Genomic DNA, 23,662 nt, shown 5'->3' with positions numbered 1-23,662 from the left:
GGCGCTGGCGCTGGTGCTGGTGCTGGTGCTGGAGCAGGTGCAGGTGCAGGTGCAGGTGCAGGTGCAGGTGCAGGTGCAGGTGCAGGTGCAGGTGCAGGTGCCGGTGCCGGTGCCGGTGCCGGTGCCGGTGCCGGTGCCGGTGCCGGTGCCGGTGCCGGTGCAGGTGCAGGTGCAGGTGCAGGTGCAGGTGCAGGTGCAGGTGCAGGTGCAGGTGCAGGTGCCGATCCGGTCGGAGGCTCGCTGTCATTCTTTCCTCCGCCGCATGCCGCGAGCGCGGAGGTCAAGAGGAGGCACAGAAGCACGCTTGCTTTCGGCTTGTGGTGGGTGAGCGTCGTGTTTGTTTTCAAGCTGTATTCCAGTTCGTAACGTGTTGGTGGCAGTGTCAGCAAGCGAAGGTCAGAAGCGGTCGAAGAAGGACTTGATTTCCGTCGCGGCGAAGCTGGGTGGCCAGTGACCACCATTGCTGTACCCGCACCAGGCCACCGGCTTGTCGGTGCTGCAGCCTTGATAGATCACGCAGCCATTGGCTCCGATGGCGGCGGTGGTTCTGGTGCAGCTGTTCTTGGAAATGAACTTGTCTCGCGCCTCTTCGCCAAACTGAAAAGCCACGACAGAGTCTTCCTTGGCATGCAACAAGATGGCAGCGGTCTTGTTTGAGGAGTCTGCGCAGCCGCTCCACACAGACCCGGACATCGGCGCCACGGCGCGGAAGACGTTGCCCATCTGGCAACCGATGGCGTTCGACATCATTCCGCCAAAGCTGAAGCCGGTTGCAAAGGTTCGGCTGGTGTCCAAGCACAGGCCCTGCTTGAGCTGGTTGACCATCGAGCCGATGAAGCGAATATCGCGGTCATTCGTGTTGGCCCAGCCCGCATCCAGTCCGGCAGGCGCCACGAAGATCGCGGTCTCGCCGTAGAGGTCCTTCAATCCATAGAAAGCCTTGCCGCTCGCCCAGCTGTTTCCGTTGTAGACATCCGTCGCACTGCCATCACGCCAGTGGAGACCAACGATCAACGGATACGCATTGCTGGGCTTGTAGGCCGACGGAAGCTTGACCCAGAACTCGCGCGTAATGCCGTCTGAAATCAAGCTGTACTTGCCGTCAGAAAACTTCGCGGCTCCTCCACATCCCTCGCTCCTGTTGGAAGAAACCGGCGCAGGCGCAGGCGCAGGCGCAGGTGCAGGTGCAGGTGCAGGTGCAGGTGCAGGTGCAGGTGCAGGTGCAGGTGCAGGTGCAGGGGCAGGACTGGGTGCTGGTGCTGGTGCTGGTGCTGGTGCTGGTGCTGGCGCTGGTGCCGGTGCCGGTGCCGGTGCGCCGCTCACCGACGTACCCGATGTGTCACTCCCGCTGCCACCGCAGGCCACCAAAGCGAGTGACATCCACAACGCGCTTGCCGCACCCAGGCGGTTCGATTTCTTGTTCATCTCAGTCCCAACCCGGATTTTCAGTGTCAGTACGGATAGCCAGGAATGGCCAGATCCACCTTGTAGACGCCGCGGGCGCTGCCGGAGCCCATGGCCGTGATGAACAAGGTCTTGCGATCTAGGCCCCCGAAGGCCACGTTGGTCACCGAGCCGGCGCCGCTCGGCATGAGGATGCGGCCCACTTCCTTGCCATCGGGGCTCAGCACGATCACGTCGGTCGAGGTGACGTACAGATTGCCGGCGCAGTCCACCACCATGCCGTCTCCACTGGAGACCACGCCGCCGCCGAAGTGCTCGGCCGTGCCCACTGACCCGTCGGCGGCAACGGCGTACTTGAACACGCCATCTTGTGCCGTCAGGTAGAGCGTCTTCTCGTCGGGCGACAGCGTGATGCCGTTCGGATTGCTTCGATTGCCATCCACCAGCACCGCGATGCTGGTGTCCGGCGCTACCCGGTAGACGCCGGTGCGCGGCTGAGGGTTGGGCGAGGCGGCCTGCCAGTTCGGGTCGGTGAAGTAGAGGGTGCCGTCCGTGCGGAAGGTCAGGTCGTTCGGAGAGCCAAAGCGAGCACCGTTGTAGCTGCTGACGACCACAGTTTCGGTGCCGCCGGGAAAGGCAAAGCGAACGACGCCGCCCACCTTGTGGCTGGCACCGTAAAGGCGCCCGGCCTTGTCCACCGCCAAACCGTTGGTACCGGCAGCGGGCACCACCACGGTACCGATGCCATTGCTGTCGATCTTCACGATGCGGCTCGGCGGCGGGTTGTTGCCGGGGCCGAACTCGCTGACGTAGAGCGCACCATCCAACCACACGGCACCCTCGACGTTGCCAAACTGGGGTTGGTAGTTGTCGTTGGGCAGCGCGTTGTTCAGGCGGGTCACCGTCGAGCCACTGGGCACCGGCTTGCTGGCATAGGGCCCTCCGGGGCAAATGCTGGCCGCTGGCGCTGGCGCTGGCGCTGGCGCAGGCGCAGGTGCAGGCGCTGGCGCTGGTGCAGGTGCAGGTGCAGGTGCAGGTGCAGGTGCAGGTGCAGGTGCAGGTGCAGGAGCAGGAGCCGGTGCTGGTGCTGGCGCTGGCGCCGGTGCAGAGCCGACGGGTGGCGCCGGGGTGCTCGAGTCACTGCCGCCTCCGCAGGCAGACAGCACCAGTGCGCACAGCAGAGCGCTACTCGCAGTGACGCGTGTCGAGCGCTGGCTTGGCATGCTCATCGTGAAGTTCCTGTGGCGTCAAATTACCGCGCGCACATGTCGTTCGACGTGCCACGCTCTCGATTCCCGGCGCGATTGTGTGGGCCGCGACATCGGGCAACATTGATGAAACTGTGACGAACCGGCGAAAGCCAGTGCAGCGTTGGCGGGGCGAGACGCTATGCAACAGGATGCAAATTCAGACCGATTCGATTCACATCGAACGGCGCGTCGTCTGGCGGATTCAGACGCAGACCCGCCGCATCTCAGATGCGTCTTGGTATCAGCTCGGCAACGCAATGGCGCGCTTCGCCGGGCCCCGCGCCACATCACCGAGCTCTGGTTGCTTCCCTCATCCGTACGGCGGCCGGCAGACGCCAGCCGCCCTGTGGAGGAAGGCGTATCAGCGCAACCCCACGCCACCCTCTTGTAGTAGCCCTGGGTCCGTCTGCAGCAGGAAGCGCCAGTCCACGAGATAGCGGTTGAGCGTTGCGGCATTGTTCATCGCCACCAGTTCAGCCTCGCCTCGGTGTAGTTCACCGCCGACTTCATCACGTAGTACGTGAACATCGTCATGCGCGGATGCGCAGCGTTTTTCCAGGTGGCGGACTTGTCCTGCTGGCGACTGACGGTCTAACTCGAAATTCGACGGGATGACGGATCTGCGCGGCCTCGAGATGACCGCGATCCACAAAGCGCAGTGCTCGCTGGAGCTGAAGACCGCTCTCCGGGCGACTTACAGCCGATCCCGCAGCACCAGCACCACGCTGCGAAGCTCGTCACCATGCCGAATGTCCAGCGTGATCCGACTGCCGTCTGGCCGAGTTCGCAGCAGCGATCGCGCAGCTGAAAGCTCCTCTCCACGTGTCGCGTGGCCATCAAGCGTCACGATCCGGTCGCCCGCATCAATGCCCGCCGCCTCGGCCGGACCGCCGGGTGACACATAGGTCACGACGAACCCTTCCTCGGCCGCATTCAGCCACATGCCGGAGCGATCGAAGGTGCCTGTGTCCTGCGGCGGCGGGACGATGGGCTTGAGGTACATGCGCTGCCGCGAGTAGTCGAAGCTGGTCACGAATCGCTTCAGCAGCCCGCTGCCGATGTTGCCGTCGAAGTTGGCGTCGCTGAAGGAGCCCGCCTTGGCACTCGACAACCCGGCCACGGGCGTCGCGATGACGACCGGCCCGATCGAGAGCGATGGCAGCCGCACCACGTCCGACATCGATGGGCCGCCGACGCCCCAGCCGGTCATTGCCGTGACGGCGCCGGGGAAGTGTTCCCGCAGCCGGCGTGACACGACGAATGGGCTCGTGAGGTCCACCTCGCTGCGCGAGCCGGTGTCGATGTCGAACAGCGCCGGGATCTCGCCCACCTTGCCTTCGACCTGCGGCAGGTGGTCGTAGAACTTGAAGGGGATTGCCGTGCCGGCAGCCGCTGCATCAAACGCAGCGAAGCGGCTGAAGGTGAGCGTGCTGGCGCCGTAGTCGATGCGCAAGGCCAGACGCCGAAGCAATTCGAACCCGACCATGCCGTCGACCCGGATGCCCTCGACCGCCGGGTCGTAGATGTCCATGGTGATCGCCGTCTGGTCGTGCATGCGCACAGGGCCGATGGCGATCTCGCGCACCTTGGCATAGCCACTGGTCGTCGTCCTCTCGCCGGCACCCGCAGACGCTGTGGCCCCTTGCGAGTTCAGGCCGGCCTCCGCGACCACGCGCGAGGACAGGATCGTGTGGCCGCCGGTGTCAACGAGGAACGTGAAGGGGCCCTGCCCGTTCACGCGGGCCTCCACGTAGATATGGTTGTTGAGCAGGCGAAACGGCGTGACGGCGTTCGAGGCGCCGTCGTCGATGGTCACGCCTCCCGGCACGTCCGTTGGCATGGCGTAGGCCGTGCGTGGCCGGCGCGGTTTCTGCGTGCGGTCGACGAGGCGCATCGTCGCCACGTCAGCCTCCCCCGTGCCGCCATCGACGACGATGCGGCTTGCGATCTGCATCCCGTCGCGGCGCACGTAGTTCTCGTAGGAGGTGCGGGTGTCGAAGAACATCTGGCGCTCGGCAATGCGGGCGAGCAGCCGGCTCTCGGCGTCGAACCAGGCATCGAAACGCAGACCGCCGCGAGGCGTCACCGCCAGATGATCCAGCGTGCGGCCTTCCAGCGTCTCTCGCCCCACCAGCTCGATGCGCGCACCGCCGCGATCGGCACGCCACCACAGGTTGGCCAGGCGAAAGGCTTCATTGACGGCGAGGGGAACCCGATCGCCGCCCTCTTGCGGCGTGTAGGCGCCCGAGATATCGCGCATCCAGGGCAAGCGGCCGTCGAAGCCGTTGGCCACGGTGATCGGGCCGAGCTCGCTCTGGGTGACGTTGGCACCGTTGGCCGTGTCGAACTGCGTGACGACGGTGCCTTGAAGACCTTGGCCGGAGTAGGCGTAGCGCAGCTCGAGGGTGCGCGCGCGTCCAGGGTCACCCGTCGCGGCGCGGTGCGCAGCCAGAACATCGTGTGCACTCGTGGCGCCCGACGCCGCGGGCATGAGAAGCAGCGCGGCAGTCACCAGCGAGCCACTGAGTTTCGACAAGGAGGTCATGCATTCATCCATCAGAATGCGGTCAGTTTGGTGCCGAACACGCAGCCTGTCTTGAACCGAATTCACACTCCGAATGGCATGCCGAGCCCGGCGGCCCGCCCGCTGACTGCCGGGCCGATGAGGCACCCGCCCCACGAGCGGCTGGGCCGGCATCGGCACGACGAGGCCTTCGTTGCGGTGGTGCTTGCCGGCGCCTACGTCGAGGCCGGTGATACCGGGCGGCATCGCCTGCGTGCGGGAGATGTTCTCGTCCACCGCCGGTGGGAGTACCACCTGGACGAGTTTGCCGGCACCGGCGCCCAGGTGCTCATCCTGCCCTTGCCCGCCGCATGGGACGGGCCGACCCATGCCATCGCGCCTGACCCCGACGCGATCGTTCGACTGGCCGAGCGCGATCTCCCTGCCGCGCTGGGCCTGTTGGAGAACGGCCTGACAGCGTCCCTCGCGCCGCCACAGGATTGGCCCGAGCTGCTGGCCGCACGCCTGCGACACGATCCGGATGCGCCGGTGGCGTCGTGGGCGCGTGAACTAGGCCTGCACCCCGGCAGCCTCGCGCGGGGCTTTCAGCAGGTCTTCGGCGTCACGCCGGCGACCTATCGGCTGTTTCAGCGCACGCATCGCGCACTGGGCCACATCGCGGCAGGCGATGCCAGCCTCGCAGCGGTGGCGGCACAGTGTGGTTTCGCCGACCAGGCGCACATGAGCCGCGCCGTCCGCCGCATGACCGGCCTGGCGGCCTCGCAAGTGCGCCGAAGCGCTGCGGGGGCGATGGTCAGCCGATGAGGTCTGGCATGGTCAATCCCTGCGCCCGACAGTAGCGCTCGAGTTCGTTGCGCTGGGTGAGCGCGTTCGCGGTGGAGCGCACGCTGCCGTCGGCGGCCAGGAACTCGACCGTTCCCCGCACGACCACGAGAGCGATCATCGGTTCATCGCCGACCACGCGCCACCAATCCACGTTGCCGGCCGGTTCATAGACGTAGTCGCCGGGGCCGATCACTTCTCCCGTGCACAGCTGCCGCGAGCCGCTGACGTTGTACGCATGGATTTCACCGCTGTGGCGGTGCAGCGGCATGGCGACCCCTGGTTCCATGCGCAGCAGTTCGACGAAGCCTTCGTCATTGGGCAGGAAACGCAGCAGCCGAGCGGACTTTCCCGGCGTGTCGGACGGCACCCAGGGGCTGTCGGAGACACCGGCAACGCGCGCAGGCAAGTACGAATGCAATCGGTCCAATGGTTCGCTCATGTCACCTCCTCAGTCGATCGGATGTCAGGGGGTTTATCCGGCACGGAGCGCGGTCACCACCTGAGTGAGATGAGTTTGGTGCGAGGTGCGCTGCCCGTCTTGAACCGAATTCACCTTGCGGCTGACACGCCGAGGCGTGCACGGCGCGCGCGCTGCTTACCGGCAACAGCGCGTCGATCGACTCACGTCGCGGGCTGCACTTGCCAGCGTGCGGGTGACTTGCGGCGATAGCGCTCGATGCCGAGGCCTTCCATGTCGATGTCCGGCCGCCGGCCCAGCACGAGGTCGGCGATCAACCGGCCCGATCCGGCGGCCATCGTCCACCCGAGCGTGCCATGCCCCGTGTTGAGGAACAGGCCGAAGACCGGTGTCGCACCGATGATCGGCGTGCTGTCCGGCGTCATCGGGCGCAGACCCGTCCAGTACTCCGCGGCGGCGATGTCGCCGGCTCCGGGGAACAGGTCCTGCACGACCATCTCGAGGGTCTTGCGACGTTGTGGGCGCAATGTCAGGTCGTAGCCCCCGAGTTCGGCCATGCCGCCGATGCGGATGCGCCGGTCGAAGCGCGTGACCGCCACCTTGTAAGTCTCGTCGAGCACCGTTGATACCGGCGCAGACGCTTCATCGCACACAGGGATCGTCAGCGAGTAGCCCTTGACCGGATAGACAGGCACCTGGATGCCGAGCGGCGCCACCAGCGCCGGCGAATAGCTGCCGAGCGCTACGACACACGCGTCGACGGCCACCCGCTCGTCGCCCACACGCACCGCCACGACCCGGCCGCCTTCGACCTCGAGCCCGCTCACGACCGAGTCGAAGCGAAACTGTGCGCCCAGCGCCACCGCGCGCTCGACCAGCTGGCGCGTGAACAGGTGGCAATCCCCGGTCTCGTCATTGGGCAGGCGCAGGCCACCGCTCAAGCGATGCGCCACACGCGCAAGTGCCGGCTCTGCACGTTGAAGTTCGTGCGGGGCGAGCAGTTCGAACGGCACGCCGAAGCCACGCAGTACCTCGACATCGCGGCCCGCCGCGTCCAGCTGCGCCGCGCTGCGAAAGAGCTGCAGCGTTCCGCCGCTGCGTTGCTCGTAAGACAGCTGCGCCGTGGCGCGCAACTCGCGCAGCACATCGCGGCTGTACTCGGCCAGGCGCATCATGCGGCCCTTGTTGGTCGCGTAGCGCTGCGCCGTGCACTGGCCGAGCATGCGCGCCAGCCATGTCCACTGCGCGAGTGACCCGTCGGGCCGTATTGCCAGCGGCGCATGGCGCTGGAACAGCCACTTCAAGGCCTTCAGCGGAATGCCGGGTGCGGCCCATGGGGTCGAATAGCCGGGTGACACCTGCCCCGCGTTGGCGAAGCTGGTTTCCAAAGCCGGGCCGTTCTGCCGGTCCAGGACGACAACGTCTGCGCCAGCGTGTGCCAGATGCCAGGCGGTGGACGCGCCGATCACCCCGGCGCCGAGAACCGCAACTTTCATGGTCAGAGCTGGCCCTGGCAGAGGTACTTCAGGTGCATGTAGTCGTCGAGACCGTGCACCGAACCCTCTCGGCCGTAGCCGGATTCCTTCACACCGCCGAAGGGCGCCGCCTCGGCGGCGAGCGCACCTTCGTTGATCCCGACCAGCCCGGCTTCGAGCGCCTCGGCCACGCGCCAGATGCGGCGCACGTCGCTCGAGTAGAAGTAGGCCGCCAGGCCATAGGGCGTGCCGTTCGCAGCTGCAATCACTTCAGCTTCGGTCTGGAAACGTGTCACCGGCACGACCGGGCCGAAGGTCTCTTCGCATGCGCAAGCCATCGTCGCATCGGCGCCGGTGAGCAAGGTCGGGGAGAAGTAGTTCCGGCCGAGCGCCGCCAGCCGTTTGCCACCGACGATGACGCGGGCGCCGTGCTCGACGGCGTCTTGCACATGGCGCTCGATCTTGTCGACCGCACGCGCATTGATCATGGGCCCGATCTGCGATGCCGGGTCGCTGGCCGGGCCGACCTTCAGGGCAGCGATGCGTGCGGCCAGCTTGTCGACGAACGCGTCGTGCACGTCGGACTGCACGAACACCCGGTTCGGGCTGACACAGGTCTGGCCACCGTTTCGGAACTTCGCGACCATCAGGCCATCGACCGCGGCGTCCAGGTCGGCGTCGTCGAACACGATGAAGGGTGCGTTGCCGCCGAGCTCCAGCGAGAGCTTCTTCAGCGTGTCGGCGCTGCGGCGCGCGAGGTGCTTGCCGACCGGTGTCGAGCCGGTGAAGCTGATCTTGCGCACCCGCGGGTCGTCGAGCCAGACGTCGACCACTTCGGCAGCCCGTTCGCGCGAGGTGGTCACGATGTTCAGCACGCCCGGCGGCACGCCAGCCTCTTCGGCAAGCCTGACGAGCGCGAGCGAGGTCAGCGGCGTGTCTTCTGCGGGCTTGCAGACCACCGTGCAACCGGCGGCCAGTGCCGGCGCGATCTTGCGCGCGATCATCGCGGCTGGGAAATTCCACGGCGTGATCGCGGCCACCACGCCCACCGGCTCCTTCAGCGCGAACATGCGGCGCCCCACCACCGGCGCGGAGATCACGTCGCCGTTGGCGCGTGTCGCTTCCTCGGCAAACCATTCGACGTAGCTCGCCGCGTAGGCGACCTCTCCGCGGCCTTCGGCAAGCGGCTTGCCCTGCTCGCGGGAAATCAGGCGTCCCAGGTCTTCCTGGTTCGCGACGATGAGGTCGTTCCAGCGCTTGAGGATCTGTGCCCGCTGCTTCGCCGGCACCGCGCGCCAGGTGGTGAAGGCGGCATGCGCTGCATCGAGGGCGGCGCGTGCGTCCGACGCGCCGCTGTCGGGCACGCTTGCGAACACCGTGTCGGTGGCTGGGTCGGCCACGTCGAATCGGCGGCCCTCATCGGCCTCGCTCCAGCGGCCGATGAAATTGCGGCCAGGCAGCAGGTCGTCACGGGTCATGGAGAGCTGCATGTCAGAGTTCCTTCACAAGGTCGGCGATCGCGCGGCCGACGTCTTCGGTATGAGCCGGGCCACCCAGGTCCGGTGTGCGCGGCCCGCGGGCGAGCACGGCTTCGATGGCATTCACGATCGCGTCGTGCGCTGCGCGGCCAGCGCCCTGCCCTTGCGTCAGGAAGTCGAGCATCAGCGCGCCCGACCAGATCATCGCGATCGGGTTTGCGATGCGTTGGCCGTAGATGTCCGGCGCCGAGCCGTGCACCGGCTCGAAGAGCGAGGGGAAGCTGCGCTCCGGGTTGAGGTTCGCGCTGGGTGCCAGCCCGATCGTGCCGGTCGTGGCCGGGCCGAGGTCGCTCAGGATGTCGCCGAACAGGTTGCTCGCCACCACCACGTCGAAGCGCTGCGGCTGCAACACGAAGCGCGCGCTCAGGATGTCGATGTGCTGCTTGTCGACCTTCACGCCGGGGTAGTCCTTGCCGATCTCGTCGGCGCGACCGTCCCACCACGGCATGCTGATCGCGATGCCGTTGCTCTTGGTCGCCACCGTCAGCTGCTTGCGTGGGCGCGAGTTGGCCAACTCGTAGGCATAGCGCAGCACGCGGTCGGTACCGAAGCGTGAGAACACCGACTCCTGGATCACGATCTCGCGCTCGGTGCCGGGGTACATCACGCCGCCGAGGTTGGTGTACTCGCCCTCGGTGTTCTCGCGCACGACGAAGTAGTCGATGTCACCGGGCTTGCGGCCGGCCAAGGGGCATGGCACGCCCTCGAACAACCGCACCGGGCGCAGGTTGATGTACTGGTCGAACTCGCGGCGGAACTTGAGCAGCGAGCCCCACAGCGAGACGTTGTCGGGCACCGTGGCGGGCCAGCCCACCGCGCCGAAGTAGATGGCGTCGATGCCTTCGAGCTGCTGCTTCCAGTCGTCCGGCATCATCTGCCCGTGCTGGGCGTACCAGTCGCAGCTGGCCCATTCGATCTCTCGGATCTCGAGCGCGAAGCCGAAGCGTTCGGCGGCCGCCTCGACGACCCGCAGGCCCTCGGGCAGCACTTCCTTGCCGATGCCGTCGCCGGCAATCGCGGCGATGCGGAATGTGGGTGTCATGTCGTTCACTCCTTCAGGCGACGAGCGCCGGTCGTTGTCGATCGAGATCGTCCAGCCAGCTGCGGCGCAGCTCGGGCACCGCGCGCGCGAGCTGCTCGTAGTAGGGGTGGTGCGGGCCGCGCTCGTAGTCGGCACGCGCCACCTGCGCCAGCTTGCGGCCGTGCTGCATGACGACGATCTCGTCGCAGACCGAGCGCACGGTGTGCAGGTCGTGGCTGATGAAAAGGTAGGACACGCCGAGCTCGCGGCGCAACTCGGCAATGAGGTCGAGCACCGCGGCACCGACCACGGTGTCCAGCGCCGAGGTCACCTCGTCGCAGAGGATCAGGTCGGGCTCCGCCGCGAGCGCGCGTGCCAGGTTCACGCGCTGCTTCTGCCCGCCCGAGAGCCCGTTGGGCAGGCGGTCGGCCAGCGTGCGCGGCAGCTTCACGAGGTCGAGCAGCTCGTCGATGCGTCGTCGCAGCGCCGCTCCCTTGAGGCCCTTGTAGAACTGCAGCGGCCGCGCCAGGATGCGCTCGATGGTGTGCGAGGGGTTCAGCGCCGTGTCGGCCGACTGGAACACGATCTGGATGCGCCGCAGCTCGTCTTTCGTGCGCTGCGCAAGCGCGGGCGTCAACTCGCGCCCGTGGAACTCCATCGTGCCGGCGCTCGGCGGCAACAAGCCGGCGACCGCACGTGCCAGGGTGGTCTTGCCCGATCCCGATTCGCCGATGACGCCGATGGCCTGCCCGCGCCGGAGTTCGAGGTCGATGCCCTCGAGAATCTTGACCGACTGCTTGCCTCGGCCGTAGCCCACGCTGAGGCCTCGCAGGCGCAGCAGCACCTCGGCATCGGCCGCTTCGGCGGCGGCCGCGCGTGGCGCCGGTCGCGCGGCGGCCAGCAAGCTCTTGGTGTAGTCGTTCTGCGGCGCCAGCAGCAGCCGCTCCGTCGCGCCGACCTCGCGCATGCAGCCATCGCGCAGCACGAGGATGTGATCGGCCATCTGCGCGACGACGGCGAGGTCGTGGCTGACGTAGACCGCCGTCACGCGCCGCTCGCGCACGACACGGCGGAAGGCGCGCAGCACCTCGACCTGGGTCGTCACGTCGAGCGCCGTCGTCGGCTCATCGAGGATGACCACCTCGGGATCGGTGATCAGCGCCATGGCCGCCATCAGGCGCTGCAGCTGCCCGCCGGACACCTGGTGCGGGTAACGCAGGCCGATCGTCTCGGGCTCGGGCAGCGCGAGCTCGCGGAACAGCGCGATAGCCCTCCGCTCGGCCTCGGCGCGGCTCAGCGTGCCGTGCAGACAGGCCGGCTCGACCACCTGGTCGAGAAGCATGCGCGACGGATCGAACGACGCGGCCGCGCTCTGCGCGATGTAGGTGACGGTGTGCCCGCGCAGCGCGCGCAGCTGGCGCGCATCGAGCGACAGCACGTTGATGTCGCCAATGCGCACGCTGCCCCCGCTGATGCTGCAGCCACGGCGCGCGTAGCCCATCAACGCCAGGGCGGTGGTGGTCTTGCCGGAACCGGATTCGCCGATCAGGGCGAGCACCTCGCCGGGCTGGATCGTGAAGCTCAACGCATCGACGAGCGTCGTACCGCCGGCGGTGATGGTGAGCTTGTCGACGACAACAGGGCTGCCCATATCAATGCTCCATGAAAAATCGCGACACCCGCGACGCAACAACCAACCCATCAAGCGGCCGCCGCGGAACCGGCTTTGTCGGGCCGCTGGCGGGCCTTGCAGGCCGCGCCGGGCCGCGGGGCGCGGCCCCTCGCCAGGCACGCAAGGTATGCAGAACCTTCCGTGTCCGGGCTCGGCCCCCTTGAGGGGGAGCGCCGAAGGCGCTTCGGGGGTGGGCGTACGTCATCATCGTTTTGCTCCACGTTCGCGGGCGGCGCGGCCCGGCAGGTTGTCGATGACCAGGTTGACGGCGATCGTCAGGCTCGCGATCGCGAGCGACGGCGCGATCACCGACGCACCACCATCGGACAGCGCCAGGATGTTCTCTCGCACCAGCGACCCCCAGTCGGCGTTCGGCGGCTGCACGCCCAGCCCGAGGAAGCTCAGGCTCGCGAGCAGCAGCACGACGTAGACGAAGCGCAGCCCCAGGTCCGCGAGCATCGGCCCGGCGATGTTGGGCAGGATCTCGCGCAGCATCACGTAGCCCGTGCGCTCGCCGCGGGTGCGCGCGACCGTCACGTAGTCGAGTGCGTTGATGTTCACGGCCAGCGAGCGAGCGATGCGGAAGGCACCGGGCACGTAGATGACGGCAGCGGCAGCGACCAGGATCGGCACCGACGAGCCGAAACCGGCCACGATCAACAGCGCGAACATCTTGCTCGGGATCGCGGTCAGCGTGTCCAGCCCGCGGCTCAATCCGGTGTCGATCCAGCGGCCACTCGCCGCGGCCAGCAGTGCCAGCAGCGTGCCCGTGCCGCTCGCCAGCAGCGTCGCAAGGAAGGCGACGCCGACGGTGTAGCGCGCACCCTCGATCACACGTGCCAGCATGTCGCGGCCCAGGTAGTCGGTGCCGAGCCAGTTCGCCGCGCTGATCGGTGCGAACACCTCGCCGCCGCCGGCCGCCCCGGTGCGCGACAGCAGCGCCGGACCGAAGATGGCGGCCAGCGTCCAGAACAGGACGATCGCGAGGCCCAGCCAGCCGGACGGACCGAATTGGGCAAGGAGCGCCCGCCACGGGTGAGCTTTGCTTGCGAAGAAGCCGCTCGAGTTGGTGGTGGTGATCAACGACATCGGAGACCTTTCTTCAGCGGTGCCGCAGGCGCGGGTTGGTGACGATGCCGAAGATGTCGGCCGTCGTCACCAGGATCAGGTAGCCGGCGCAGAACAGCATCGCGCAGGCCTGCACCAGCGGCATGTCGCGCTGCGAGACGCCATCGACCATCAGCTTGGCAATGCCGGGGTAGTTGAAGATCGTCTCGACGATGATCACGCCGCCGAGCAGGTACGACAGGCTCAGCGCCACCGCGTTGGCGATCGGGCCGACGGCGTTGGGCAGCGCATGCGCGAGCACGATGCGCAGGGGCGACGCGCCCTTCAGGCGCACCATCTCGATGTACGGCGCCTCGAGCTGGTCGATCACTGCAGCGCGCGACATGCGCATCATCTGCGCGATGATCACGCAGCACAGCGTCAGCACCGGCATCGCGAACGCACGCAGCAGCTGGCCGAGCGACTCGATGTCGCTGACGTAAGACAGCGCCGGCAGCCAGCGCAGCTGGACCGCGAACACCAGCACCGCCAGCGTCGCGACCAGGAACTCGGGCACCGAGACGACCGCGACCGCACCGGTGGAGGCGGCACGGTCGAACCATGACCCGCGCCACACCGCCGACGCGATGCCGAGCGACAACGCGATCGGCACCGAGAACAGCGCGGTCACAGCGGCGAGCAGCAGCGAGTTCGGCAGCCGGCTGCCGATCAGCTCGCCCACCGGCACGCGCGATGTTGACGACATGCCGAGGTCCCCGCGCAGCAACCCGCCGAGCCATTGCACATAGCGTTGTGTCGCCGGCACGTCCAGGCCCATCTGGGCACGCAGCGTGGCCAGCGCTTCGGGCGTCGCATCCTGGCCGAGCTGTTCCTGTGCCGCGTCGCCGGGCAGCACCGCGGTGATCGCGAACACGATCACCGACACCACCAGGAGCGACAGCAGCGCCAGCGCGATGCGCTGGGCCAGCAGCTTGAGGACGAGGGCATTCATCGCTGTGGCTTCCGCGTCAGGCTGCGCTCTCGAGCCACACGTTCTCGGCGAAGTTGTAGCCCATCAGGCCGCCCACCGGGATCGGCGACAGGCCCTTGAGCTTCGTGGTGTGGCCGTCGAGGCTGGTCAGGAACAGCGGGATACCGATGCCGGCCTCCTGGTGGATCATGGTCTGCAGGTCGGCATACATCTGCTTGCGCTTGGCGAGGTCGGTCTCTGCCCGCGCGGCGACCAGCACCTGATCGAACTTCTCGCTCTTCCAGCGCGATTCGTTCCACTGCGCGTCGGACTTGAAGAACTGCGTCAGCAGGATGTCGGCGCTCGGCCGCGGGTTGACGTTGCCGAAGCCGACCGGGCTGTTCAGCCAGTGGTTGCTCCAGTAGCCATCGGCAGGCATGCGCTTGACGTCGATGTCCAGGCCAATGCCCTTGGCCGTCTGCTGCAGCACCAGCGCCATCTCGACGGAGTACAACGCCGCTGGTGACGCGACCATCGGCACCGCGCCAGTGATACCCGACTTCTTCAGGTGGAACTTGGCTTTCTCCGGGTCGAACGGTCGCTGTGGCAGCCCGGCGAAGTGGAAGCGGTTGGTGGGGTCGACCGGTTGGTCGTTGCCGAGCACCGCCTGGTCGAGCGCGATCGCCTTCTTCATCTGCTCGCGGTCGAACAGGTGCTTCATCGCGAGCACGAAGTCGGGGTTGGCGCCGGGTCCCGTGTCCTTGCGGATCACCAGGTCGGAGTACTGGCCAGACTGCGTCTTGGTCACCGCATACCCCGGCGTGCCAGTGACGCGTGCCAGCGAGCGTGGGTTGATCGAGCCGACCAGGTCCATGCCACCGGACAACAGCGCGTTGACACGCGCGCTCTCGTCGCTGATGCCGACGAATTCGATCTCGTCGAGATAGGGCTTGCCGGGCTTCCAGTAGCGATCGTTGCGCACGACGACCGAGCGCACGCCGGGCTTGAACTCCTTGAGCTTGTATGGGCCGGTGCCGATGCCGGCGGTGAAGTCGGTGGTGCCTTCCTTGACGATGTGGAAGTGGAAGGTGCCGAGGATGACAGGCAGGTCGGCATTAGGCGCGGTCAGCACGACCGTCACTTCGTTCGGGCCGGTCGCCTTCACGCTCTCGATCTGGTCGGCCAGCACCTTGGCCTTGGACGCGGTGGCCGGGTCTTTGTGGCGAGAGATCGAGAAGACGACGTCGGCCGGCGTCAGCGCCTTGCCGTCGTGGAAGGTCACGCCCTTGCGCAGCGCGAAGACCCAGGTCTTGGCGTCCGTCGTGTTGAACGATTCGGCGAGTGCGGGCTGCGGCGTCAGGCTGCCGTCCAGCGAAGTCAGCCCGTTGTAGAGCATGTTGCAGCGCGAGTAGTCGGTGCTGTTCGACTGCTTGGCCGGATCGAGCGTGTCGGTCGCGGCGGCGGTGGCGCCGGCGACGCGGATCTTGCCGCCGCGTTTTGGGGTCTGCGCGTGCACGGAGAACGCCGTGCTCGCGAGGCCGCCGGCAAGCGTGGCCTGCATGCCGCCGGCCATCAGCATCGCGAGCACGTCGCGGCGGCTTGCGCCGCGCTGCAGCGCACCGAACAGGCGCCCGCTTTCTTGGGGGCCGACGAGGGTGTCGATGGACTTGCGATCTGTCATGGTGCTCGCTCCTGGTGATGGGTTTGTCGCGGGATCGTGGAAATAAAGGCCGCCCTTAGGCGAGACGGTCCTTCAAGCGGAAATAAAGTCCTACTGCGGGCAGGAACCAGGGCGGTCCCAGGTGGCCGGGGATCGCGCGCCAGTCGCGGTCGCGCCACGGATTGGCGGACGCATCGCCGGCCATCACTGCGGCCATGCGTTCGCCCATCATCACGGACATCTGCGTGCCGTGGCCGCTGTAGCCGGTTGAATAGAAAAGCCCGTCGCGCTCGCCGGCATGCGGTAGGCGGTCCTGCGTCATGTCGACCAGGCCGCCCCAGCAGTAGTCGATGCCGACACCCGCCAGCGACGGGAAGATCTCCGCCATGCCGGCACGCAGGATCTCGCCGCAGCGCGCGTCCGACACCGGGTCGCTGATCCCGAAGCGTGCGCGCCCGCCGAACACCAGCCGGTGATCGGGTGTGAGGCGGAAGTAATGGTGGATGTTGGCGACCGTCACGTAGGTGCGGCGCTCGCGCAGCAGCGCACTCGCCCGCTCTGCGCCCAACGGCTCGGTGACGATGAGGAAGCTGCCGATCGGCACGATGCGCCGGCGCAGCCAGCCGAAGCTCGCATAACTTCCATGCCGTGCGGCCCCGCTTGCGAGCAGAACCTGCTTCGCCTGCAGGGTTCCGCGGCTGGTGTGGACGCGATGCGCCTGGCTTCCACCGAGCCGCTCCAGACGCTGCACGCAGGTGGCGGTGCAGATCTGCGCGCCGCGCCGCTCGGCCGCCTGCGCGAGGCCCCCGGCGAAGCGACCCATGTGCATCTGGCCGCTGCGCTTGTAGAGCATGCCACCGGCGAAGCGGTCGCTGCCGACTTCGGACCGCACGCGCGCTGCATCCAGGATCTCCACATCGCTGTCGACGCCGTCGCGCACCAGGCGCTCGGCACTGCGCGACAACACTTCCAGCTGCGCCGGCTTCGCCGCCAGTTTGAGCTTGCCGTGGCGGACGAAATCGCAGGCGATCGCTTCGTCGCGCACGATGCGCTCGACCGTGTCGACCGCCTGGTCGTAGGCGTGGTACCAGCCGCGCGCTCGCTCAACGCCAACCCTCGCAGCCACGTCGGCATAGTCGACGGCGAGACCGTTGTTGACGTGGCCACCGTTGCGCCCGGAGGCCTCGGCGGCAACACGCTCACCCGCTTCCAGCACGACGACTGATGCGCCGCGCCGTGCCAGCGCGAGCGCTGCCGACAGCCCGGTGAAACCGCCGCCGACGATCGCCACGTCGCACTGCGACGGCAGGTCCGCTGCGCGCGGCACGAAGGCCGGCGCGGAGGCAGTCCAGTACGACTCGAGCTTCATCGTTCGATACCTCGGGGCGGACGGGCGATCAGAGGCCGACCACGCCAGGCAGGCCGCCGATGTCGGCGATCTCGGTGTAGCGGTAGGCCGGGTTGCCGGGGCCGTGGCCGCGGTTGACGAACACCTTGTTGACGATGCCGATGTCGTCGGCCGACATCAGGTCGTAGCGCAGGCTGGACGACACGTGCAGCACGTCTTCGGGGTTGCAGCCGAGAGAATCCAGCATGTACTCGAAGGCCTGCAGCCGCGGCTTGTAGGCCTGCGCCATCTGCGCGGTGTAGACGCGGTGGAACGGCGCGCCCAGCATGGCCACGTTGCGCTGGATCTGGTCGTCCGAGGCGTTCGACAGGATCACCAGCGGGATCTCCTTCGCGACCTTGGCCAGACCGGCCGGCACGTCGGCGTGCGGGCCCCAGGTCGGCACCCCGTCGTAGTACTGCTGCGCCTCGGCGTCGAGGTACTGCAGCTTCCATTTGCGGCACAGGCGGCGGATCGCGTTCTTCAGCACCACTTCATAGGGCTGCCAGTCGCCCAGCACTTCGTCGAAGCGGTAGGCCGTGAAGTCGGCGAGGAACTGCTCCATGCGTTCGGCCGGGATGCGGTCGGCAAACATCTCGCGCGCCATGTCTCCCATGCGCATGCGCGTCAGCGTGCCGTAGCAGTCGAAGGTGATGTATTTGGGTCGGATGATGTTCATGATGGGCGGTGTGTTGAGGGGCTCTGCTGATGGCGTCATTGCAGCACGGGGTCACCGTACGCATATCGTGATTTGGGGCCTGCGCAGCGACGAAGCTGCCGTTTGGCCGTCCCTGCACGGCATGCCGTGCGGTGTGCCCCGATCGCGTGCGCCATGCACCGCACGACGCCCCGAAGTCGATCAGAACGCTCGTGTGACACAGGTCGGGTTTCGACCGTCAGGCTTCCCTGGGCGTCTCCCATCGGCAGCGCCGCAGGTGCCAGGCCGTCGGAGGATCGGTGCAGCGCAAACGCACTCAGCGCCTCGACAACACGGCCGCCAATGAAGCGGCCACGAGGCACCTTAACGGGGGCAAGGTCGAAGGGGGACATCTCGCTGACGGCGTTGTGGATATCGCCTACATGCTAGGCGCGGCACCACAGCATTTGTGTTCGTTGAGACCGCGCGCACAGCGCCGTTATCGCAAAGCGACCCCCTGCCGCAGCGCATGCTGTCGAATTGCGGATGAACCCGTCTACGGGCTGGCGCGGCGTCGCGATTGCACCCAACATAAGCGCCATAGATGCATTGGGAGAACAAAACGATGAGTGCAAACACCGAACCGACGTCCGACGGCGTTTCGCTGCGCGCAATGAGCAAGGCCGACCTCGAGCCCGCGCATGCGTTGACGAGCGAATTTCGCTGGCCGCATCGGCCGGCCGACTGGGAACAGGCATTCCGCCACGGCGAGGGCGTCGTGGCCGAGCGTGACGGGCGGGTCGTCGGCACCGCCTTGCGCTGGCGCTGGGGACCGCAGCACGCGACGATCGGCCTGGTCGTCGTTTCACCCGAATGCCAGGGACGCCGCATCGGCCACCGCCTGATGACGGCGATGCTCGATGGCCTCGACCAGCACACGGTGCTGCTGCATGCGACGCCTGAAGGCCGCGGCCTGTACGAGCGGCTCGGCTTCGTGCGCATCGGAGAGGTGCGCCAACACCAGGGCAACGCGCTGCCGACGCCACTGATCGCACTCGATGCCGGCTGGCGCCTGCGCCCAGCGACCGAGGCTGACCTGCCGGCACTGCGCGCGCTCGACGCCGAGGCGCGCGGCATGCCGCGCGACGCGCTGATCGACGAACTGCTTCGCGATGCCGAGGCCACCGTCGTGCTCGATCACGACGCCACCGCCTGCGGCTTCGCGATGCTGCGCCGCTTCGGCCGGGGCTACGCGATCGGGCCGGTGGTCGCGCCCGATGCCGAAGGCGCGAAGGCGCTGATCGCACATTTGTCCGGCCTGAACGCCGGCCGCTTCACACGCATCGACATCGATTTCGGCAGCGGCCTGGCCGAGTGGCTCGAAACACTGGGCCTCTTGCGCGTGGACGCACCGACGTCGATGCTGCGCGGCGCACCGCTGGCCACACGCGCCACCGGGCCGCGGCTGTACGCGATCGCCACGCAAGCGCTCGGATGACGCGGCCGGTGTTCGTCTACAAGGCCGACCCGCAGCGCGGGCGGCAATGGGCGGAAATCTTCCGCGAGGAGGCGCCGGAGATCGACTTCCGCCTGTGGGCCGACGTCGGCAACGCGGCTGACGTCCGCTATCTCGCCGCGTGGGAGCCGCCCGCCGACCTCGCAACCCGATTCCCGAACCTGCAGCTCTTGCTCTCCACCGGTGCCGGCGTCGACCAGTTCGACTTCGCCGTGCTGCCACCCGGCCTGCCGGTCGTCCGCATGGTCGAGCCGGGCATCGTGCATGGCATGGTCGAGTACGTGACACATGCGGTGCTCGACCTGCACCGGGACATGCCAGCCTATCGCCGCGCTCAACAGCAGAGGCAATGGCAAGTGATTGCCGTGCGGCCGGCGTCGGAGCGCCGGGTCGGCGTGCTGGGCCTGGGCTCGCTCGGGCAGGCGGTGCTGGAGAAGCTCGTCTCGTTCGGCTTCGACTGCGCAGGCTGGAGCCGCTCTCGCCACGAGGTGACTGGCGTGCGCTGCCATGCTGGCGCCTACGAGCTCGACAGTTTTCTTGCACGCAGCGACATCCTCATCTGCCTGCTGCCGCTGACCGATGCGACACGCGGCTTCTTGAACGCAGCGCTGTTCGCGAAATGCCCAAAGGGCGCGAGCCTCGTGCACGTCGGCCGCGGGCCGCAACTCGTAGCGCACGATCTGCTGCAGGCCCTCGATGAAGGGCATCTCGCTGAAGCCGTGCTCGACGTCACCGACCCCGAGCCACTGCCGGCCGACAGCGCACTGTGGGCACATCCGCGCGTGCGCATCACGCCGCACATCGCGAGCATGACGCAGCCGCAGACGGCAGCGCGTGTGGCCATCGACAACCTGCGTCGATTCGAGCGCGGGGAACCGCTGGTGGGCCTGGTCGACCGCGGGCGCGGCTACTGATCCAAGCCCGCAGCATCATCTGCGGAAGCCGGGTCCACAACAACATCTAGCGCGGCGCGAGGCCTCCAAAGCAGCACCACACGGTGCACGCCCGGTCCTAAGCTTTGCAGCACGCCATTGTTGTGGAACTGAATCCATGAGCTCAACCCGCCTCGCCCCCGATGCCCTCGCCGCCCTCGACCGCGCGCATCTTGTTCATCCCGTCTCCGCCTGGCGCCAGCACGAGGAGCGCGGCCCGATGGTGCTCGCGTCGGGCCAGGGCTCGTGGCTCACCGATGCGCGCGGCCACGAAATGCTCGACGCATTTGCGGGCTTGTGGTGCGTCAACATCGGCTACGGACAGGAGAGCGTCGTGCAGGCCGCGACGGCACAGCTGCGCACGCTGCCCTACGCGACCGGCTACTTCGGCTTCGCCAGCGAGCCGGCCATCCGCCTGGCGGCCAAGCTCGTGGAGATCACGCCACCGTCGCTGACACGCGCCTACCTCACGCTCGGTGGCTCCGAAGCCGTCGATGCCGCGGTGCGCTTCATCGTGCAGTACTGGAACGCGCGCGGCCGCTCCACGAAGAAGCACTTCATCTCGCTGGAGCGCGGCTACCACGGATCGTCATCGACCGGCGCGGGCCTCACCGCGCTGCCGGTGTTCCATCGCGGCTTCGACCTGCCCCTGCCAACGCAGCATTACATTCCGTCGCCGAACCCCTACCGCCATCCGCAGGGGGGCGACGCGCAGGCGCTGATCGCGGCATCGGTGACCGCATTGCGCGCGAAGGTCACCGAACTTGGCGCCCACAACGTCGCCGCGTTCTTCTGCGAGCCGATCCAGGGCTCCGGCGGCGTGATCGTGCCTCCCGCCGGCTGGCTGAAGGCGATGCGCGAAGCGGCACGCGAACTCGACATCCTGTTTGTCGTCGACGAAGTCATCACCGGCTTCGGTCGCACCGGCCCGATGTTTGCGAGTGCCGCCGAAGGCGTCGACCCCGACCTGATGACGCTCGCCAAGGGCCTGACCGCCGGCTACGTGCCGATGGGTGTGACGATGTTGTCGGAAGAGATCTACGCCACCATTGCCGACGCCGCGCCAGCCGGCGCCCCGATCGGCCATGGCGCAACCTACTCGGCCCACCCGGTCGGCGCTGCCGTTGCGCTGGAGGTGCTGCGGCTGTATGAGGAAGGCGGCATCCTCGCCAACGGCCAGCGCGTGGCCCGCCACTTCGCTGCCGGGCTCAACGCCTTGCGGGAGCACCCGCTGGTCGGCGACGCGCGCCACCGCGGCCTGCTCGGTGCGCTGGAGCTCGTGAGCGACAAGGCCAGCAAACGCGGCTTCGACGCGTCGCTCGGGCTGCCCGACCGCCTGTTCGCCGCGGCTTATCGCAATGGGGTGATCTTCCGCTGTTTCGGCGATGCGGTCCTCGGGTTTGCACCTGCGCTCACCTTCACCGAAGCCGAGTTCGACCAGCTCTTCCTGCGCCTGCGCCGAACGCTGGACGACGTGCTGGCCGCTCCCGAGGTGCGCGCCGCGCTCGCCTGAGCCGCAGAATCACGTCCATCGCAACTGCCGACCACTGCCATGTCTGAAACCTTCAAGGTCGACCGGCTCGACCTGCGCATCCTGACGCAGCTGCAGAAGAACGGCCGCATGACCAACGTCGACCTCGCCGACGCGGTCGGCCTTTCGCCGAGCCCGTGCCTGATCCGCGTGAAGCGGCTGGAGCAGGCCGGCTACATCGCTGGTTACGGTGCGCACCTCCGGCTGGCAAAGCTCGGCGACACGCTGACCGTGTTCACCGAAGTCACCCTCGCAGACCACCATCGCGAAGACTTCATCCGCTTCGAGACGGCCATCCGCGAGGTCGACGAGATCATGGAATGCCACCTCGTCAGCGGTGGCTACGACTACCTGCTGCGCTTTCTGACGCGTGGCGTGAACCACTACCAGCAGGTGATCGAAGGCCTGCTGGAGCGCAACATCGGCATCGAGAAGTACTTCAGCTACATCGTCATCAAATCGCCGTTCATCAAGACGCACTGTCCGATCGAGCGGCTGTTTCCAGAGCGTTCGGAATGAGCGCGGCACGGCCGCTCTGAGGCGCCCGGTCCAGGACGGGGATGCTCAGGGTGTCGTGAGTGACCGAGGTTCGATGGCGAGCGCCCATTCGGCGACGGCACAGAACCAGCGCACGCCGTGCGGCAGCGCATCGTCATTGAAGTCGTAGCAAGGATGGTGAAGCGGGCGTTCGCCGCCCTCGCCCGGCGTGGCGCGGCCCTGGCCGAGCCAGAGGTAAGCACCCGGCCGTTCGTGCAAGAGAAACGCGAAGTCCTCAGAGGTGAACGCCGGCCGAGGTGCAACGCTTGCCTGAAGCCCCGCAGCCAAAGCCGCCTGCAGCGCGAGCCGCGCTTCGGCCGGCGTGTTCACCGTCGCAGGGTAGTAGCGGTGATAGGTGACGTCGGCCTCGATGCCATGCCCGAGCGCAACGCCGGCTGCGGCATCGCGCAACGCGGCCTCGATCCGGTCTTGCACCTGCGCGTCAAAGCTGCGCACCGTGCCGGTGAGGGTCGCTTCGGCCGGCAGCACGTTGTGGCTGCTCCCACCCACCATGCGGGTGACCGACAGCACCGCCGACTCGGCCGGGTCGATGCGGCGCGAGACGATGGTGTTCAGCTGCACAACGAGCTGGCTCGCGGCCAGCAGCACGTCGGGCGTTCGGTGCGGCTGCGCCGCATGGCCGCCGCGGCCGCGCAGCACGATGTCGAAGCGGTCGGCCGCCGCCATGATCGGCCCCTCGCGCGTCTGCGCATGGCCGAGCGGAAGATCCGGCCAGTTGTGAAGCGCGTAGACCGCATCGCACGGAAAGCGCTCGAACAGGCCCTGCTCGACCATCACGCGCGCGCCGCCGCGCCCCTCCTCGGCCGGCTGGAAGATGAAGTGCACGATGCCGTCGAAGCGGCGTGTGCGCGCCAGCTGGCGGGCGGCACCGAGCAGCATCGCGGTGTGACCATCGTGGCCGCAACCGTGGTGCGCGCCGGCATGGCGGCTCGAGTGACCCAGGCGTGACTGTTCGGCCATCGGCAGGGCGTCCATGTCGGCACGCAAGCCGACCGCGCGCGTACCGCGGCCGTTGCGCAGCGTGCCCACCACGCCGGTGCCGGCCAGGCCTTCGTGGAGCTCGAGCCCCAACAGGCGCAGCGCCGCGGCAACGACTCCCGCCGTGCGCCGTTCCTCGAACGCGAGCTCGGGGTGCGCGTGCAGATCGCGCCGCAGCACGACCAGCTCGGGCAGCAGGTCGTCAATGTCGTCCGCTGCCGTCAACATACACGGGCCCCTGCGAATGTGAGTTCCCGAAAATCCTGCAGCGCCATAACCGGCTCCACTGAGTGCAATCAATGCGTCAGGTTACGGACTG

Annotated in this window: 21 protein-coding genes; 7 read left to right on the top strand and 14 right to left on the bottom strand. The window is 67.6% G+C overall.

What is annotated here, in order from left to right; genetic code table 11:
• Positions 1 to 13: 13 nt before the first annotated feature.
• The gene (locus tag AC1DYS_RS07565; RefSeq protein ID WP_477897664.1) at positions 14 to 328 is read left to right on the top strand and encodes a hypothetical protein; all 315 of its coding nucleotides are present in this window, start codon (positions 14 to 16) and stop codon (positions 326 to 328) included.
• Positions 329 to 396: 68 nt separating this feature from the next.
• On the opposite strand, the gene AC1DYS_RS07560 is transcribed toward AC1DYS_RS07565, so the two are convergent.
• Positions 397 to 1,089: a CE1 family esterase gene (locus AC1DYS_RS07560; protein ID WP_477897662.1), complete on the bottom strand. Its 693-nt coding sequence runs from the start codon at positions 1,087 to 1,089 to the stop codon at positions 397 to 399.
• Between the two features lie 362 nt (positions 1,090 to 1,451).
• Entirely contained in the window at positions 1,452 to 2,306 is an 855-nt protein-coding gene (locus tag AC1DYS_RS07555; RefSeq protein ID WP_477897660.1) for an SMP-30/gluconolactonase/LRE family protein, read from the bottom strand.
• Between the two features lie 92 nt (positions 2,307 to 2,398).
• Here AC1DYS_RS07555 and AC1DYS_RS07550 point away from each other — a divergent pair, with 92 nt between their 5' ends.
• On the top strand, positions 2,399 to 2,602 hold the full coding sequence (locus AC1DYS_RS07550) for a hypothetical protein (RefSeq protein ID WP_477897658.1): 204 nt from the start codon (positions 2,399 to 2,401) through the stop codon (positions 2,600 to 2,602).
• 746 nt (positions 2,603 to 3,348) lie between these two features.
• Here AC1DYS_RS07550 and AC1DYS_RS07545 read toward each other — a convergent pair.
• Positions 3,349 to 5,199 (bottom strand): aspartyl protease family protein, encoded by a 1,851-nt coding sequence (locus AC1DYS_RS07545; protein WP_477897656.1) that lies wholly within the window; start codon positions 5,197 to 5,199, stop codon positions 3,349 to 3,351.
• Between the two features lie 51 nt (positions 5,200 to 5,250).
• On the opposite strand from AC1DYS_RS07545, the gene AC1DYS_RS07540 reads away from it, so the two are divergent.
• Complete coding sequence (locus tag AC1DYS_RS07540; RefSeq protein WP_477897655.1) at positions 5,251 to 5,982, top strand: helix-turn-helix domain-containing protein; 732 nt, start codon at positions 5,251 to 5,253, stop codon at positions 5,980 to 5,982.
• On the opposite strand, the gene AC1DYS_RS07535 is transcribed toward AC1DYS_RS07540, so the two are convergent.
• The 10 genes from AC1DYS_RS07535 to AC1DYS_RS07490 form a co-directional block, all read right to left on the bottom strand.
• Positions 5,972 to 6,442: a cupin domain-containing protein gene (locus AC1DYS_RS07535; RefSeq protein ID WP_477897653.1), complete on the bottom strand. Its 471-nt coding sequence runs from the start codon at positions 6,440 to 6,442 to the stop codon at positions 5,972 to 5,974. The genes AC1DYS_RS07540 and AC1DYS_RS07535 overlap by 11 nt on opposite strands.
• A gap of 182 nt (positions 6,443 to 6,624) precedes the next feature.
• Positions 6,625 to 7,917: a D-amino acid dehydrogenase gene (locus tag AC1DYS_RS07530; RefSeq protein WP_477897651.1), complete on the bottom strand. Its 1,293-nt coding sequence runs from the start codon at positions 7,915 to 7,917 to the stop codon at positions 6,625 to 6,627.
• 2 nt (positions 7,918 to 7,919) lie between these two features.
• The gene (locus AC1DYS_RS07525; RefSeq protein WP_477897649.1) at positions 7,920 to 9,386 is read right to left on the bottom strand and encodes an NAD-dependent succinate-semialdehyde dehydrogenase; all 1,467 of its coding nucleotides are present in this window, start codon (positions 9,384 to 9,386) and stop codon (positions 7,920 to 7,922) included.
• Between the two features lies 1 nt (position 9,387).
• Positions 9,388 to 10,476, bottom strand: a complete 1,089-nt coding sequence (locus AC1DYS_RS07520) for a tartrate dehydrogenase (RefSeq protein WP_477897647.1) — start codon at positions 10,474 to 10,476, stop codon at positions 9,388 to 9,390.
• A 13-nt stretch (positions 10,477 to 10,489) separates the two neighbouring features.
• Entirely contained in the window at positions 10,490 to 12,106 is a 1,617-nt protein-coding gene (locus AC1DYS_RS07515) for an ABC transporter ATP-binding protein (protein ID WP_477897645.1), read from the bottom strand.
• A gap of 225 nt (positions 12,107 to 12,331) precedes the next feature.
• Positions 12,332 to 13,216, bottom strand: a complete 885-nt coding sequence (locus AC1DYS_RS07510) for an ABC transporter permease (RefSeq protein ID WP_477897643.1) — start codon at positions 13,214 to 13,216, stop codon at positions 12,332 to 12,334.
• 13 nt (positions 13,217 to 13,229) lie between these two features.
• Complete coding sequence (locus AC1DYS_RS07505) at positions 13,230 to 14,186, bottom strand: ABC transporter permease (protein ID WP_477897641.1); 957 nt, start codon at positions 14,184 to 14,186, stop codon at positions 13,230 to 13,232.
• 16 nt (positions 14,187 to 14,202) lie between these two features.
• Positions 14,203 to 15,825 carry an ABC transporter substrate-binding protein gene (locus tag AC1DYS_RS07500; RefSeq protein WP_477897639.1) on the bottom strand — a complete coding sequence of 541 codons (1,623 nt, stop codon included), beginning with the start codon at positions 15,823 to 15,825 and terminating at the stop codon, positions 14,203 to 14,205.
• 55 nt (positions 15,826 to 15,880) lie between these two features.
• Positions 15,881 to 17,173 (bottom strand): NAD(P)/FAD-dependent oxidoreductase, encoded by a 1,293-nt coding sequence (locus AC1DYS_RS07495; RefSeq protein WP_477897637.1) that lies wholly within the window; start codon positions 17,171 to 17,173, stop codon positions 15,881 to 15,883.
• 28 nt (positions 17,174 to 17,201) lie between these two features.
• Positions 17,202 to 17,870 (bottom strand): haloacid dehalogenase type II, encoded by a 669-nt coding sequence (locus tag AC1DYS_RS07490; RefSeq protein ID WP_477897636.1) that lies wholly within the window; start codon positions 17,868 to 17,870, stop codon positions 17,202 to 17,204.
• 583 nt (positions 17,871 to 18,453) lie between these two features.
• On the opposite strand from AC1DYS_RS07490, the gene AC1DYS_RS07485 reads away from it, so the two are divergent.
• The 4 genes from AC1DYS_RS07485 to AC1DYS_RS07470 all read left to right on the top strand — a co-directional run bounded on the left by AC1DYS_RS07485 (position 18,454) and on the right by AC1DYS_RS07470 (position 22,326).
• A complete protein-coding gene (locus AC1DYS_RS07485) occupies positions 18,454 to 19,326 on the top strand; it encodes a GNAT family N-acetyltransferase (RefSeq protein ID WP_477897634.1) in 873 nt (290 codons plus the stop codon).
• Complete coding sequence (locus tag AC1DYS_RS07480; protein WP_477897632.1) at positions 19,323 to 20,258, top strand: 2-hydroxyacid dehydrogenase; 936 nt, start codon at positions 19,323 to 19,325, stop codon at positions 20,256 to 20,258. The genes AC1DYS_RS07485 and AC1DYS_RS07480 overlap by 4 nt, the downstream gene beginning before the upstream one ends.
• A 136-nt stretch (positions 20,259 to 20,394) precedes the next feature.
• A complete protein-coding gene (locus tag AC1DYS_RS07475; protein WP_477897630.1) occupies positions 20,395 to 21,789 on the top strand; it encodes an aspartate aminotransferase family protein in 1,395 nt (464 codons plus the stop codon).
• 39 nt (positions 21,790 to 21,828) lie between these two features.
• Positions 21,829 to 22,326 carry an Lrp/AsnC family transcriptional regulator gene (locus tag AC1DYS_RS07470; RefSeq protein WP_047498997.1) on the top strand — a complete coding sequence of 166 codons (498 nt, stop codon included), beginning with the start codon at positions 21,829 to 21,831 and terminating at the stop codon, positions 22,324 to 22,326.
• A 45-nt stretch (positions 22,327 to 22,371) separates the two neighbouring features.
• Here the strand turns inward: AC1DYS_RS07470 and AC1DYS_RS07465 are convergent, their stop codons facing one another.
• Positions 22,372 to 23,571, bottom strand: coding sequence for a M20 aminoacylase family protein (locus AC1DYS_RS07465; RefSeq protein ID WP_477897627.1), 1,200 nt, complete (start codon positions 23,569 to 23,571; stop codon positions 22,372 to 22,374).
• Positions 23,572 to 23,662: the final 91 nt, after the last annotated feature.

The sequence above is a fragment of the Rhizobacter sp. P2_G4 genome (assembly GCF_056403575.1).
This window is presented reverse-complemented; position numbering and strand designations above follow the sequence as displayed.